Raw genomic sequence first — 14,221 nt, 5'->3', positions numbered from 1 at the left:
AGGAGGCAACATGGCTGATCTGACCCCCTGGCAGCGGCTGCAACAGGCCGAACTGGTGGAAGGGGACGTCCCCAATGATACCCAGCCCCACTGGTCGAGCCGCTTCCTGCTCGGCATGGTGGGCTGGATCGCCGCCCTCTTCCTGCTGTTCTTCCTGTTCATGTCGTTCTCGCAGCTCACCCGGGATGCCAACAGCGCCCTGGTGATGGGCAGCGTGTTGATGGCCATCGCCTATGGCCTCAACCGCTTCGCCCAGCGCAGCGATCTGTGGGACCAGTTCGTGCTGGCGCTGGCGCTGGCCGCCGATGCCTGGCTGCTCTATGGCCTCATCGATCAGATTGACCCGCACTCGGCGCCGCTCTGGCTGGGGCTGGCCCTGCTGTCGCTCGCCATCGCCGCCCTGTTCGAACACTGGCTGATCCGACTGTTTCACAGCTTCGCCGCCGCCATACTGCTCACCCTTGGGCTGGCTTGTCTCGGCCTGCAACTGCTGGCCCTGCCGCTGGTGATGGCGGCCGTCATCCTTTGCTGGCTGCAGGCGGAGCGTCAGCCCGTCCACCATCAACTCTACGAATCTCTCACCCTGGGGCTGGCGCTCTCCCTGCTGGTGCTGGGGCGCCTGCACCACCCGCTGTGGGACGGGGGCGCCAGCATGCTCGACGAGCTGGGCCACTCCCGCCTGCCGCTCTGGCTCAATCCCCTGCTCTGCGCCGCCCTGCTGCTCGGGGTCATGGTCCGGCTCAAGCTGCCGCTGCTGTATGGGTTGCCGCTGGTGCTGATCAGCGCCCTCATCCCCGGCATGGGGGCTGGCGCCCTGGTGCTGGTGCTCGGCTTTTATGCCGGTAGCCTGGGGCTGATGACGCTGGCAGGCCTGCTGCTGCTCGGCTTTGGCTCCCTCTATTACTACGATCTGGGGCTGACCCTGATGACCAAATCCTGGCTGCTGCTGGGCTCGGGCGCCCTGCTGCTCGGCACCCGCCAGCTACTGAAGCGCCTCAATGGGAGGACGCCATCATGAGACGGCTTGGACTCCTGCTGACCGGCCTCGCCATACTGGCGGGCATCAACTTCAGCGTCTGGCGCTACGAGCACGCCATCAGCAGCGGCGAGGTGGTGCTGCTCAGGCTGGCGCCGGTCGACCCCCGCTCCCTGATGCAGGGGGATTACATGCGGCTGAACTACGACATTGCCCGCCAGCTCGGTGCCCGTCGCGACAGCGAGCGCGCCAATGGCGGCGATACCCTGGTGATCCGCCTCGACGGGCAGCAGGTGGCCAGCTGGGTCGAAGGCGGCAAGCCGGCGCAACTGGCACCGAATGAGCGGCTGTTGCAGGTGCGCCTAAGCGACAACCAGTGGCTGATCGGGCCCGATGCCTTCTTCTTCGAAGAGGGCACCGGCGAGCAGTACGAGACGGCGCGCTACGGCGAGTTTCGGCTGCAAGCGGATGGAAAGGCGCTGCTGGTCGGGCTGCGTGATGAAGAGTTCAAGCTGATGGGAACCAGCAGGGATCGTTGGTAAGTACTGGCAATCTCAGGCTTTTTTACCCACACTTGCGCAGAGGATCGCCGGTTTCACGCCAAGGATGGGCTCATGAGGATAAGGTTGTGCTGTTATCTGCTGCTGATGTCGTGCCTGGGTTCGGCGCAGGCAGATCTCGCCAGGCTGGAGTACCTGACCGAGGAGTACCCCCCCTACAACTTCAGCGATGAGGCCGGCCAGCCCAGCGGGCTGGCGGTCGAGTTGCTGCAGATGGTCTGGCAACGCAGCGGCACGCCTGCCCAGCCCATCCGCATCCTGCCCTGGGCGCGAGGCTACTACCTGCTGACCCAGAAACCCAATGTGGTGCTCTTCTCCACCGCCCGTACCGACACCCGCGACCCCCTGTTCAAATGGGCCTGCCCCATCGGCTACTCCGAATACATATTGCTGGCCCACAAGCAGCGCCACATCAGCCTGAGCTCTGCCGAGCAGATGAACGCCTACCGGATCAGCGCGGTGCGGGCCGATGCCTCCGAGCAGTTGCTGCTCAACCGGGGCATGGATGAAACCCGCATCATACCGGCCAACCGGCTGAGCCAGGCCCTGCGCATGCTGGTGTCGGGCCGCGCCGATCTGCTGGCTACCAGCAAGCTGGCGGGCTATGACGCCATCAAGGCGCTGCAGCTCAAGGCCGGCGACTTCAATGTGGCCCTGGTGCTGGATGCCGAGGAGCTCTGCTACGCCTTCAGCCGTCAGGTGGACGACGGCGTGATCAAGCAGTTTCAGCACGCCCTGACCCAGGCGCTGGCCTCGCCGGAGTTTCAGCGCCTGCGGCTCCAATACCTGCCCGCCCCCTGACCTCAACGCGGCCTGGGTTCGCATCTCCTTGATTTAAACCCTGATCTGATTGGCGAATTATCACGATTTGGTAACACTTGAGGATGAAGCAACACCCCATCAGGATGGCCAAGATGAAAAAATGGATTGGAATAGCCGCGCTCATGTTTACCGCCATCACCCAGGCCAGCCCTGAACTTGGCAAGCTGCACTACCTCACCGAAGAGTACAAACCCTACAACTTCTCCAACGAAGCCGGCGCCCCCACCGGCCTCGCCGTCGAGCTGCTGCATCAGGTGTGGCAGAAGACCAACACCCCGGCCCAGACCATCACCATCATGCCCTGGGCGCGGGGCTACTACCTGCTGACCCAGAAACCCAATGTGGTGCTCTTCTCCACCGCTCGCACCGAAGCGCGGGATCCGCTGTTCAAGTGGGCCTGCCCCATCGGCTATGCCGAGATAGTGCTGATGGGGCTGGCCAAGAGCCCGCTCACCCTCAGCAAGCTGGAAGATGCCCAGCAGTACAACATAGGGGCGGTGCGGGCCGACGTGGGGGAGCAGTTGCTGCTCAACAACGGCTTTGACGAGCAGAAGATCATGACCGCCAACCGCCTGCCCCAGGCGCTCAAGATGCTCACCTCCGGCCGGGTCGACCTCATCTCCACCAACAAGACCACCATGATGGATCTCATCGCCACCCAGCAGCTGGATCCCGCCCAGTTCAAGGTGGCCTGGATGCTGAGCTCGGAGCAATTCTGCTTCGCCTTCAGCCACCCGGTCAGCGACGAGCTGGTCAAGGAGTTCCAGAACGGTCTGACCCAGGTGCTGGCCAGCAGCGAATTTCAGCAGATCCAGGGCAAGTACTTCCCCGCCCGCTAACCGGGTTGAGCAAGACAAGGGGCCCAGCGGGGCCCCTTGTTTTTGCCGGTTGGCGCCGTCAGATCTGTGTGCGGCGCAGACGCTTGACCGCATACATGCTGGCATCGGCCAGCCGCAGGGCCTCGTCGATCGAGGTATTGGCCGGCTCTATGGCCACGACTCCCACGCTGGCACCGGGATAGTGCAGCACGCGGGAAGGCAATGGCAGCTGCACCTGGCTGCACTCGCACAAGCGGCGCTGAAAACCCTGCACCGCCGCCTGCGTCTCTTCACCGCACAGCGGCCCCACGCCCACGGCAACAAATTCGTCGCCCCCCACCCGCGCCAGCAGATCACCGTCGCGCAGCACGCTCGAGAGCGCCCTCGCCACTGTCTGCAACAGCAGATCACCGGCAGCATGGCCGTGGGTGTCGTTGATGGCCTTGAAGCCGTCGAGATCGATAAAGGCGAGCAGCAGCGGATGTTCGACCCGCTCCGCGACGGAAAACAGGCGGTTGAGCTCGTGCATCAGTGCCCGCCGGTTGGGCAGACCGGTCAGGGGATCGCTCAGCGCCTGGCTCGACAGCTCCTTGTTGGCCCGTTGCAACTGCAAGAGCAGTTGCTCCCGCTCCACCAGCTCGGCGATCAGCCGGGCAAAGAAGGCAAGCAGATGATCCGAGCCTGCGACCAGCGGCTTGTGCTCGGCGCTGGCGGCGCACAGGGTGCCATAGAGGGAGCCGGAGGGGGTCAGCACGGGACAGCTCAGATAGGTACGAATGCCGAGCGCCCGCGCCGCCTGGGAATCCCCCCAGCAGCTCGCCACATCGTCGGTATAAAAGCGCCCCTCATCGAGGGCCCGGCGGCAGAGGGCATCCCCCCAGGCCACCGAGCCCCCCTCGGGGATCTGCAGCTCGGACGTGTTGTGGGCATAGCGGATATGTTGGATGTCGTGACCCAGGTCTATCTCGGTCAGATAGGTGGACTCGAGCCCGGTGACCGTCTCTAGCATCTCCAGCAGCGGGCGGGTCAGACTCTCCAGATCCCGCGCCTCGGTCACCTGCAGCGACAACGTCTGCAATATTCTGTCCATGCACACCTCCCTGCTTGCATGTCGATTACTGAAACGATAGCCAACCCCTGGGCCCCTTCACAAGCAAGGCCGGGGCCTGATGCCGACTAAATGTGCCACCCTGCTCGCAGTCGTCGCCAGACGGCGCCAGCGGGCAGCCAGACCGGCCGCATAAGAGCCCTCTGCCTTGCCATGGGGTGAGCAACAGACCGCCGAGGGGCCAATGCACCAGATGCCCTCTCCTGCTCCCTTGCCCAGCCCGCTGCTTGGCTTGGCTTGGCTTGGCTTAGCACGGATGGTGGTGCAGATCTCGCGCACCCCGGCAGCGCACGACCACCGGCCAAACACCACAGCTTGGCGACGCGCCAACACTCACGTCACTCGCCGCCCTGGGGTCAAGGCTGCACCGCAACCTTGAGCCGGCTCAAAAAAACTATTCAATTCTGACACTTGCATCACTAATTCAATGGAATTCCATGGATCGGGCCGAGATGGCTCCGTAAGATAACCAAGGTGCCTGTTGGCCCCCTGGTTGCCTCTGATGGTCAACAGCGCATTGTGGTAGCGACAGCCAGGGGCGGTAGCAACTGTCGCGGATAGAGAGGGAGTATGTGCCTGCGAGGTGAGACCTCTGGCAGAAGGGGGCAACGGCGGCACAAGCCCGCCGGGTGATAGCGCAGTCCATTGCGCCGGGGGAATAACCCCGCCTGTCGCAGTAAACACAGGGCCCTGCAAGCAAACGGCATTGCACCGGCGGCATAGCCCCGCCTCAGCGCAACAGAAGGGTGATGACGACCGGCATTGCGCCCCACCGCGGGCCGCAAACAACCACCCGGTCACTGGCTTACCCTATGCCGTTTGACTCAACACCCGTCGCCACTGGCACGCTCGGAGTTATTTGACCCGCATCAGGCGATGGCGGATATCACCCAGCTCGAACTGGATCACCTGAGAACGCTGCATGGCATCGACCCGCTGCAGCATGTCGGTGTCGTACTGCTTGCGCCGCATCCACTGCATGGGCTCCTCGAAGCTGCCTTCATTGACGATAAAGGTATCCGTGTAGGTGTCGTTCACTATGCTGACCACCCAGATCCGCTGCTGAAACTCCGAGAGTTCGGCAAAGAGCGCGGCCCCGCGGGTCGCGAGCCAGCGCCCTGCCCGAGTGATCCTGTTTTTACTGTCGACGAGCCGGTTTGCCATAACTGATAAGGGTTGGATAAGAGGACGGTTCGGCATCCTAGCATCCAGGGGGATGGGCACCAAGCAACGGGAGGGGTTGCCCCTCCCCCTTCGGGCAAGACGTTGGAAGCAATATGCACGTAGGGTGCAATAAGCGGAGCGCATTGCACCACGGTAAAATCCCCTCTCCCCTTGCGGGAGAAAGGTAGGGTGCCAATAAGCGAAGCGCATTGCACCGGGGAACGATCCCCTCTCCCCTTGTGGGAGACAGGTAGGGTGCCAATAAGCGAAGCGCATTGCACCGGGGAACGATCCCCTCTCCCCTTGCGGGAGCAAGGTAGGGTGCCAATAAGCGAAGCGCATTGCACCGGGGTAAATGATCCCCTCGCCCCTTGCGGGAGAGGGCTAGGGTGAGGGGTCACTCGCCTGATTGGCATGGCTTCGCCATGCAGGACGCGAGGACGCTGTCCTCGACGGGGTTTCGCCGCCGCTACGCGGCTGGGCGAGTGACTTTGGAAAGACCCAAAGTCACCAAAAGTCTTCTCCCCCACTTGTTCGCCCTCCTGCGTCGGGTGCCCTCGGTTCAGGCAAAAGGTCTGGCGGAACGACGCAGACGGTACATCCCTGTACCGCCTGCGTCTGCGCCGTCGTCCATGACGGCGCTCCTGACCTTGTGCCCGCACCTCGGCGAACAACAGGGGGCAAAAACCCGAATCCTCAACTCCGAGGCCAGTTAACCGAACCCAATGTATTCGGGACAATGATCGGGAGGGTTGTTATCTCTGATCCAGCCCCTCGCCCATCCCATGGCAAGGCCAAATTGTCGCACCTATGCAACAAGCACAATCGACATGGCAAAAATTAATATGAGCACAGCAGCAAGCGGTACACCTTCCAATCGAGGAACGACCTTATATTAAAGGCCCGATAGTGAATTCTTCATAGTGATAACTACCTTATTTCTCGAACGTCCGATTACGCTTCACCAATCGGACCTAAATCCATAATGAATATTGAAATTATTGACATAGGATGGACCAATGAACAACACATTGGCTGACAAAACCGAACTTGGCTTTGAATACCAAGACCTTGTTTTTCTTAATTACTTACTAAATATGAAACCATCTGAGAAAGTTGGTCTTGAAGTAATTGATGATATACACATTGATTCAGTATCAAACACACTCGACTTAATTCAAGTCAAACACTCAATTAATAGCAAAAATCTTTCTGAAAAAGACATTGATCTCTGGAAAACACTGTATAACTGGGATGAATTAATTCGTAACAACCATCAGTATAAAGATAAAAATATAAAATTCATTATCTTTACAAGTAAAGGCATAAGTAATCAACCATTAATGCTAGAACTGAAAAAAGAAACTAAGGATATAGAGCTTATTCTTAAGGGAATAAATAGAATATGTCATGAAGTTGAACTATCCGAACAAAAAAAAGACTCTAAACAAAGCCCAAACCCGATTTATAAATATACAAAGCCATTATTCTCATTATCTCAAGAAAATTTACGATTCATCATAGGCCGACTTTATATTGAAGAAGATAATGACACTATTTTAAATGACATTGATATTTCACTATCTTATTATGCGGTCCCCAAACAAAAATTAAACTTTATACGTGACCATCTTCTTGGCTCAATAAAAACATACAAATTTGAAAAAATTCTGTCAGGACAAAAAGTAGAAATAAGCTACGAAGAGTTTCGAAAAGGGTATATCAACTTTAATCTTCTTCTTCAAGAAATAAGAACTCCAGATATTAATATAAAAAGATTTTATAGCTATGAAGTACCAGAGAATATTTCATTTGTTAAAGGGATTTATGTATCGCAATTAAAAGATATCGATATCACTGAAGAAGATATTAACAATTACGGAATGTCATACATCCGCTCTTACTGCTTTCTTAGAGAACTGATAGATAATGGTGAAATGCTAGAGTTTGAAAACAATAACTTAGATAGCGAATTGAAAGCAAAATGGAGAAAAATTTTTAGGAAAAATCAATACAACAATCTATCTGAATTAGAACGCTCACGCTGTATTTTATTCGAGTCCATGGATATAGATTCAAATATAAGGTCAACAATCTTACCCTCCGATATATCGAATGGAAAACTAATTGAATTATCTGATAAACCAGAAATAGGGTGGCAGGAGAACTGGGAGTCAAAATATGGCCATTGATAACATCCTTAAAAATGAATTGCTTGGAAGCCTTTTTTTAACTGAGCTTCTTAAAGCTACGGAAAACAAAAAACTATCCATATCAAAAGCGACTCTATCACTTGTACTCACCTATAATAATAAAACGAGAGCGTCACTAAAAAGAAAGAGAAAAATAAAAAGCCTACAAGACTTCATTCTTTCTAATCCGACCATCTTTTATGATTTCACACTTATATACAGAGATGAAATAACAAGAGCAGTTAATACAATTATCATGTCTCATGAATTAGAATGCATTAACATTAAATCTGGTTATATCTATCTAGATAAATCTTTAAAGATTAAAAAAACAAACAATGGTCATCTATTTAAAGAGTATATGACCAGTGCGGTTAACATTTCTCAATTTATTGATCAAGATGAAAGTGAGTTATATCAACTTTTAGGTGTTATTTAATATGAGCAGCATTCAACTCGAAAATATAATTCTCTGGCAACGTGACGGTTCAATACGAAACTTAGAATTTAAGAAGAATAAAGTAAACGTCATAACAGGTGATCCTGGAAAAGGGAAGTCATCAATTCTTTTTATTGTTGACTATTGTTTACTGTCATCCTCTTCAAAAGGAATATCCAAAACAAATATTGACTCCAATGTATATTGGTATGGCATTCGGATAAATATCCTTGGCACTACAGTAACTATTGCCAGAGGGGCCATTGGAACCTCTGGTGAAAACAGTATATATTACAATGCTCATGGTGAAATCCCGTCACAACCGATTGAGAATATAACAATGGCCAACCTAAAGGGGCTACTCAATCGGTTATTTGGCATTGATCCAAATCTAATAATTCCATATGGAGGGAGAAATATCAAGGCAGGCCAAAGAGTCTCATTTAGAAATTTTTTATCATTCTGTTATCAGGATCAAAATACAGTCACATCGCCTAGCTATTTATTCATAAAGCCAGAAGATGAGCGTTTTCAAGAAACCATTCAAAGAGTTTATCGAATGGGGTTGGGTGTTGAAGATGCAAAAACATCTGTGGCCAAAAGCACTTTAGCTCAGCTGATAAAAAAAGAAAATGAAATAGAACAAAAAAAGGCATCTTATGAGAAAAATCAATTTATATTCTCTGATGAAATAAAAGCCCTTGCTTATGAGGCTGAGCACCTAGGATTACTAAGCACACAGGATAAAGACGTCCCATCCCTCTTTCGTGAACTATCAGAAATAACCGAAAAAGCAGATCTAAATGGTAATGATGAAACCTCCTTTATCGATTTAAAGTCTCAGCTATATCGTTTAAAATCAAAGCAAAAGAAATACATTTCATTTTTAGGAAAAACGAACCTAAATAATAGAGCGAAAATCGAGGATGCATTACTTCCAACAGCCAACATCATTAAGCATAATATCTTTGACTCAGATATTGCTACAGCTGTGGTTGAGGAATTACACTCACAGCTTTTAAAAATAAGAAATGAAATTGATAAAAATAATGTTGCCCCCTTTATCATTGAACTTCAATCTGAAATAGAACAAAACAACAAACTCATAGAGGAAGTTGAAGATAAAATATTAGCTATTTCCCCCATAAAAATTAAAAATGCAAAAGACTTCTATCTCTTTATGGGTCGCTTAGAAGAACGGTTGAAACGCCTAGGAAAACAAGAACACAATGATTTCGAAAGCCAACTGAAAGCGATTAAAAAGAAGATAAAAGATGTCCAATCTTCGATAAAGACAGATGTTAAGTATCAGGTTTCAGAGAAGAAACTAAACGAGTTAATAAATCAACACTTATCAAGAATGAAACTAAAGGGGTATGAAGGATTTACAGCATTCTATAATGAAAAAGAACGAGTTATCAATTTATTTAACGAACTAGAAAACAAGTTTGAATTTATGCCTGATATAGGGAGCGCGTCAAACTACATGTATATTCATCTTGCGTTTTTCATGGCATTCCATCATGTTGCAAGACTGAACAATACAAAATGGCTACCATCTTTTCTTATCATAGATCAACCTAGTTCACCATACCTTTCGAGTAATGACAAACATGCTGTTGATACAATTAGTTTAAATGCAGCATTACAAGAACTTAATGACTTCGTAAGCGAAATGAATCATTTAGGCGGTTTTCAAATCATCCTTCTTGAACACATTAAAGAAGAGGATTGGAAATCTTTACAGCTTGAAAACTTTACTTTGGTAGATAAAGAGTTTAGGGGAGACCATGGATTAATAATCTGAGTCAACGACCTGATTTAAATAAAAATCGCAGCCTGGGACTGCGGTTTTCATTTATATTCCCCAAACATGCTTCTACCCCAAATAAAGCACTATTTAGCCAACCCCTTGCACAGCTCTCCTCCTACGGCGTAATAAACAGTCGACCAGAAAGATAAAGCCACGGGCGGGCACGGTATTGGTTCCCCCTGCAAACCGCCGAGTCGAGTTCAACGGGTCAGGAGCGCCATCATGGATGATGGCGCAGCCGCTGCCGGCATATGGGCCAAATCGGATCAGGGCGAGCACAGCTCGACCCCGATTTGGCGCGAGAACAGGGAGGTTCGAAGTGGGCTTTGGCCGAAGCCATGGATGGCGTAGGTCAAAGTGCCGTCTGCGGCGCTCCGTCCGGCCCGTTGGACGAGACGAGGGAACCCGCGAAGCGGGCGGTTTGCCGGGGGAAAAGACTTTTGGTGTTATTTGCCAATAAAGAGCGGGTCTTTCCAAAGTCACTCGCCCCAGCCCGAAGGGCGGGCGAAACCCCTTCGAGGGCAAGGCCCTCGTCTCTTTGACGCTGAGCCACATCAGCCAGACTGGCGAGCCAAAGAGGTTAGCGGCCCCTCACCCTGGCCCTCTCCCACAAGGGGAGAGGGGATCAGAGCGGAGGCAACCGAGGCATAAAGGGAAAAGGCACAAACAAAAACCGCAGCCCTAGGCTGCGGTTTTTTATTGGGTCAAGCTGTTGGCACCAACAGCGCCACCGGCCTTAGGCACGGCGCCAGCTGGTTTTGCCGGCGCTGTCTTCCAGCACTATGCCCATCTCGGTGAGACGGTTGCGGGCGGCGTCGGCGGCGGCCCAGTTCTTGTCGGCGCGGGCCTGGTTGCGCTGGACGATCAGTTGCTCGATCTCGGCCACTTCGTCATCGGCCTCATTGCCCTTGAGGAAGGCGTCCGGGTCTTGTTGCAGTATGCCGAGCACGGCGCCCAGCTCACGCAGGCGGGCACCCAGGCCAGCGGCCACGCTCATGTCTTCGGCCTTCTGGCGGTTGATCTCGCGCACCAGATCGAACAGGGCCGAGTAGGCTTCCGGGGTGTTGAAGTCATCGTCCATGGCCTCCTTGAAGCGAGCCACCTGCTCGTCACCACCGGCGGCGGCAGCCACCGGCAGGTCGCGCAGGGCTGTGTACATGCGCTCCAGCGCGGCGCGGGCCTGCTTGAGGTTGTCTTCCGAGTAGTTGAGCTGGCTGCGGTAGTGACCTGACATCAGGAAGTAACGCACGCTCTCGGCATCGTAGTGAGCCAGGACGTCTCGGATGGTGAAGAAGTTGCCAAGGGATTTGGACATCTTCTCTTTATCCACCATCACCATGCCGCTGTGCATCCAGGTGTTGACGTAGTCGCCACCGTGGGCGCAGCAGGACTGGGCGATCTCGTTCTCGTGGTGCGGGAACTGCAGATCGGAACCGCCGCCGTGGATGTCGAAGTGGTTGCCAAGGTGCTTGGAGTTCATGGCGGAGCACTCTATGTGCCAGCCAGGACGACCCGGGCCCCAGGGGCTGTCCCAGGTCGGCTCGCCGGGCTTGGACATCTTCCACAGCACGAAGTCGAGCGGGTTGCGCTTGGCATCCACCACGCCGACCCGGGCACCAGCTTGCAGCTGCTCCAGATCCTGTCCGGAGAGCTTGCCGTAGTCGGCGTAGGAGTCGACGATGAACATGACGTCGCCGTTGTCGGCCACGTAGGCGTGATCCTGCGCGATCAGGCTCTCAACCAGCTCGATGATTTCACTGATGTGCTGGGTGGCGCGGGGCTCGACGTCCGGGCGCACCATGCCGAGGGCATCAAAATCCTGGTGCATGTCGCCGATCAGGCGCTCGGTCAGATCGTCACAGGTGACGCCTGTCTCGGCGGCGCGCTTGATGATCTTGTCATCCACGTCGGTGACGTTGCGCACGTAGTTGAGCTGATAACCGCAGTAACGCAGGTAACGGGCCACCACGTCGAAAGCGACGAAGGTGCGACCGTGGCCGATATGACAGTGATCGTAGATAGTGACGCCACACACATACATGCCCACCTTGCCCGGGTGGATAGGTTTGAATTCTTCTTTTTGACGAGTGAGTGTGTTGTATATCTTCAGCATCTTATGACCACTGCCTGTGAGTAAAATGGCCTGCCATTCTACCCGCATCCGGTGGAGAAAACGAGGCAGAAAACAGGGCGGATCCGGCCTCACAGCCATGTCAGCCCTATGCCAGACGACCACTATGGGCTAGAATTGCCACCACTTTATGCCATAGCCCATGCAACAAGCTGCGAGCCGCTTATCTGCCCGCGCAACTTTTGCCCAAAGAATGAAAGGACATATCATGGTTACTCTGCACACCAATCACGGCGACATCACTCTGACCCTGAACGCGGAAAAAGCCCCGGAAACCGTGGCCAACTTCCTGCAATACTGCCGTGACGGTCACTACGACAACACCATCTTCCACCGCGTCATCGACGGCTTCATGATCCAGGGCGGCGGCTATGCCCCTGGCTTCGAAGAGAAAGATACCCGCGCCTCCATCAAGAACGAAGCGGCCAACGGTCTGTCCAACAAGATTGGAACCGTCGCCATGGCCCGCACCATGGAGCCGCACTCTGCCAGCGCCCAGTTCTTCATCAACGTGAACAACAACGACTTCCTCGATTTCAAATCCGCCACCACCCAGGGCTTCGGCTACTGCGTATTCGGTGAAGTGACCGCCGGCATGGACGTGGTCAACAAGATCAAGGGCGTCAAGACCGGCAACGCCGGCCGCATGCACCAGGATGTACCGGTAGAGGACGTGGTGATCACCAAGGTGACCCTTGCTGACTGATCTCTGCCTTCTGCGAGATGAACTGACTGCGGCCCCGGCCGCAGTTTTTCCATCTGCACTTGCCACGAGTCCGAACTGGCGCCGCCTCGACTATCTGGCCCATGGCAACGAGCGCCAGCGCGCGGCCCATGCCCTGCTCACCGGCACGCCCCTGTGGGGTGAGTTGCAAAGCCAGTGTCTGGACGTGGCGCTGGTGAGCACCCTGGCCATAGGGCTGGACAGGCCCGGCAGCGATCTCGACATCCTCTGCCAGCATGCAACACCTTCGGTGCTGGCCGCCCGATTTGCCGAACTGGGCTGGCAGCGCCGCGCCCTGGGCAGCGACATCTGGCTGCTGGAGCAGACCCTGACCGATGCCGATGGCCGCAGCTGGCCCATCGAGCTCTATGTCACCCCGGCGGGGATCGAGACCCTCAACGGCTGGCGCCACCTCAGCCTGATGGCCGCCCTGATCGAACACTTTGGCCACGACTTTTACCGTACCCTGCTCGCCCTGCGTCTGCAGCAAGGGCTGAAGGGGGAAGCGGCCATCTGCCGCCTGCTGAAATTGTCCGGCGATCCCTATCAGGCGCTGTTGACCCTGGAAGGCCGCAACCTTGACCAGCTTGACTGGCAACCTCACCCTATGACCCATACAGCCAGAATCGGGGCCCCTCGCACGCCATCATGAGCACCCTCTTTATCAGTGACATTCACCTGTGTGCCGACCGGCCCGACATGACGGCCGCGCTGGTGTGCTTTCTGGCACACGACGCCCCCGGTGCCGACGCCCTCTATGTGCTGGGAGATCTGTTTGAGTTCTGGATTGGCGACGACGATCCCAACCCGCTCCACCAGCAGATCGCCGAGGCCTTTGCGGCCCTGAGCCAGCAGGGAGTGCCCATCTATTTCATCCACGGCAACCGCGACTTCATGCTGGGCCGCCAGTTTGCCAAACGGGCCGGCATGACCCTGCTCGGCGACCCTTGCGTCATCGAGCTCTATGGGGAGCGGGTGCTGCTGAGCCACGGCGATCTGCTCTGCACCCTGGATCTGGGCTATCAGAAGTTTCGCCGCATCACCCAGCTCAGGTGGCTGCGCTGGCTCTTCCTGCGCCTGCCGCTGGCCCGCCGCCTCGCCATCGCCTGCAAGATGCGCGGTCAAAGCCAGATGGAGAACGTGCAAAAGAACCAGACCATCATGGATGTGACGCCGGCAGCGGTGGACGAGATGCTGCGCCAGCACGGCTGTAACACCATGATCCACGGCCACACCCACAGGCCCGCCATTCACGACTTCAGCCTCGACGGTCAACCGGCGCGGCGCATCGTGCTGGGGGACTGGTTCGAGCAGGGATCCGTGCTGGTGTGCCGCCCCGGCGAGCAGCGCCTCGAAGTGCGGGCCCTGCCAGGGGCCAGTGCCTGAGCGGCCACTGACCAACAACGCCGGCAAACGGCCATGAAAAAGGCGGGATCATCCCGCCTTTTTGCTTTTTCTCTTGCGCCAAGGCAGG

General features: G+C 54.9%; 13 protein-coding genes. 10 read left to right on the top strand and 3 right to left on the bottom strand.

Translation table 11 applies throughout. The annotated features are described in order from the left end of the window. Positions 1-10 precede the first annotated feature (10 nt). The 4 genes from ACM3N8_RS10990 (at position 11) to ACM3N8_RS10975 (ending at position 3,197) form a co-directional block, all read left to right on the top strand. On the top strand, positions 11-1,018 hold the full coding sequence (locus ACM3N8_RS10990) for a DUF4401 domain-containing protein (protein WP_274453928.1): 1,008 nt from the start codon (positions 11-13) through the stop codon (positions 1,016-1,018). Beyond that, entirely contained in the window at positions 1,015-1,518 is a 504-nt protein-coding gene (locus ACM3N8_RS10985) for a GDYXXLXY domain-containing protein (protein WP_274453927.1), read from the top strand. The genes ACM3N8_RS10990 and ACM3N8_RS10985 overlap by 4 nt, the downstream gene beginning before the upstream one ends. Positions 1,519-1,590: 72 nt before the next feature. Continuing rightward, complete coding sequence (locus ACM3N8_RS10980) at positions 1,591-2,337, top strand: substrate-binding periplasmic protein (protein WP_416016105.1); 747 nt, start codon at positions 1,591-1,593, stop codon at positions 2,335-2,337. 113 nt (positions 2,338-2,450) lie between these two features. Further along, the gene (locus tag ACM3N8_RS10975; protein WP_416016104.1) at positions 2,451-3,197 is read left to right on the top strand and encodes a substrate-binding periplasmic protein; all 747 of its coding nucleotides are present in this window, start codon (positions 2,451-2,453) and stop codon (positions 3,195-3,197) included. 58 nt (positions 3,198-3,255) lie between these two features. On the opposite strand, the gene ACM3N8_RS10970 is transcribed toward ACM3N8_RS10975, so the two are convergent. Together ACM3N8_RS10970 and ACM3N8_RS10965 are read right to left on the bottom strand one after the other, a co-directional pair. Further along, complete coding sequence (locus tag ACM3N8_RS10970; protein WP_416016103.1) at positions 3,256-4,266, bottom strand: GGDEF domain-containing protein; 1,011 nt, start codon at positions 4,264-4,266, stop codon at positions 3,256-3,258. 873 nt (positions 4,267-5,139) lie between these two features. Then, on the bottom strand, positions 5,140-5,448 hold the full coding sequence (locus ACM3N8_RS10965) for a hypothetical protein (RefSeq protein ID WP_416016102.1): 309 nt from the start codon (positions 5,446-5,448) through the stop codon (positions 5,140-5,142). Positions 5,449-6,467: 1,019 nt separating this feature from the next. On the opposite strand from ACM3N8_RS10965, the gene ACM3N8_RS10960 reads away from it, so the two are divergent. From ACM3N8_RS10960 to ACM3N8_RS10950, 3 genes are read left to right on the top strand one after another with little or no spacing between them, the layout of a single operon-like run. Beyond that, complete coding sequence (locus tag ACM3N8_RS10960; protein WP_416016101.1) at positions 6,468-7,640, top strand: dsDNA nuclease domain-containing protein; 1,173 nt, start codon at positions 6,468-6,470, stop codon at positions 7,638-7,640. Next, a complete protein-coding gene (locus ACM3N8_RS10955; RefSeq protein WP_416016100.1) occupies positions 7,630-8,079 on the top strand; it encodes a three component ABC system middle component in 450 nt (149 codons plus the stop codon). Before ACM3N8_RS10960 ends, ACM3N8_RS10955 begins: the two co-directional genes overlap by 11 nt. 1 nt (position 8,080) lies before the next feature. Next, positions 8,081-9,886: a DUF3732 domain-containing protein gene (locus ACM3N8_RS10950; protein WP_416016099.1), complete on the top strand. Its 1,806-nt coding sequence runs from the start codon at positions 8,081-8,083 to the stop codon at positions 9,884-9,886. A 742-nt stretch (positions 9,887-10,628) separates the two neighbouring features. Here the strand turns inward: ACM3N8_RS10950 and cysS are convergent. After that, entirely contained in the window at positions 10,629-12,005 is a 1,377-nt protein-coding gene (cysS, locus tag ACM3N8_RS10945; RefSeq protein ID WP_416016098.1) for a cysteine--tRNA ligase, read from the bottom strand. Between the two features lie 226 nt (positions 12,006-12,231). Here cysS and ACM3N8_RS10940 point away from each other — a divergent pair, with 226 nt between their 5' ends. The 3 genes from ACM3N8_RS10940 to lpxH are packed head-to-tail and all read left to right on the top strand — an operon-like array spanning position 12,232 to position 14,133. Next, a complete protein-coding gene (locus ACM3N8_RS10940) occupies positions 12,232-12,729 on the top strand; it encodes a peptidylprolyl isomerase (protein WP_043140873.1) in 498 nt (165 codons plus the stop codon). Further along, positions 12,719-13,399 carry a DUF4269 domain-containing protein gene (locus tag ACM3N8_RS10935; protein WP_416016097.1) on the top strand — a complete coding sequence of 227 codons (681 nt, stop codon included), beginning with the start codon at positions 12,719-12,721 and terminating at the stop codon, positions 13,397-13,399. The genes ACM3N8_RS10940 and ACM3N8_RS10935 overlap by 11 nt, the downstream gene beginning before the upstream one ends. Further along, positions 13,396-14,133 (top strand): UDP-2,3-diacylglucosamine diphosphatase, encoded by a 738-nt coding sequence (gene lpxH / locus ACM3N8_RS10930; RefSeq protein ID WP_416016096.1) that lies wholly within the window; start codon positions 13,396-13,398, stop codon positions 14,131-14,133. Before ACM3N8_RS10935 ends, lpxH begins: the two co-directional genes overlap by 4 nt. Positions 14,134-14,221: the final 88 nt, after the last annotated feature.

This window comes from Aeromonas sp. A04 (assembly GCF_047780465.1).
GTDB classification, from domain to species: Bacteria; Pseudomonadota; Gammaproteobacteria; order Enterobacterales; family Aeromonadaceae; genus Aeromonas; species Aeromonas bestiarum.
This window is presented reverse-complemented; position numbering and strand designations above follow the sequence as displayed.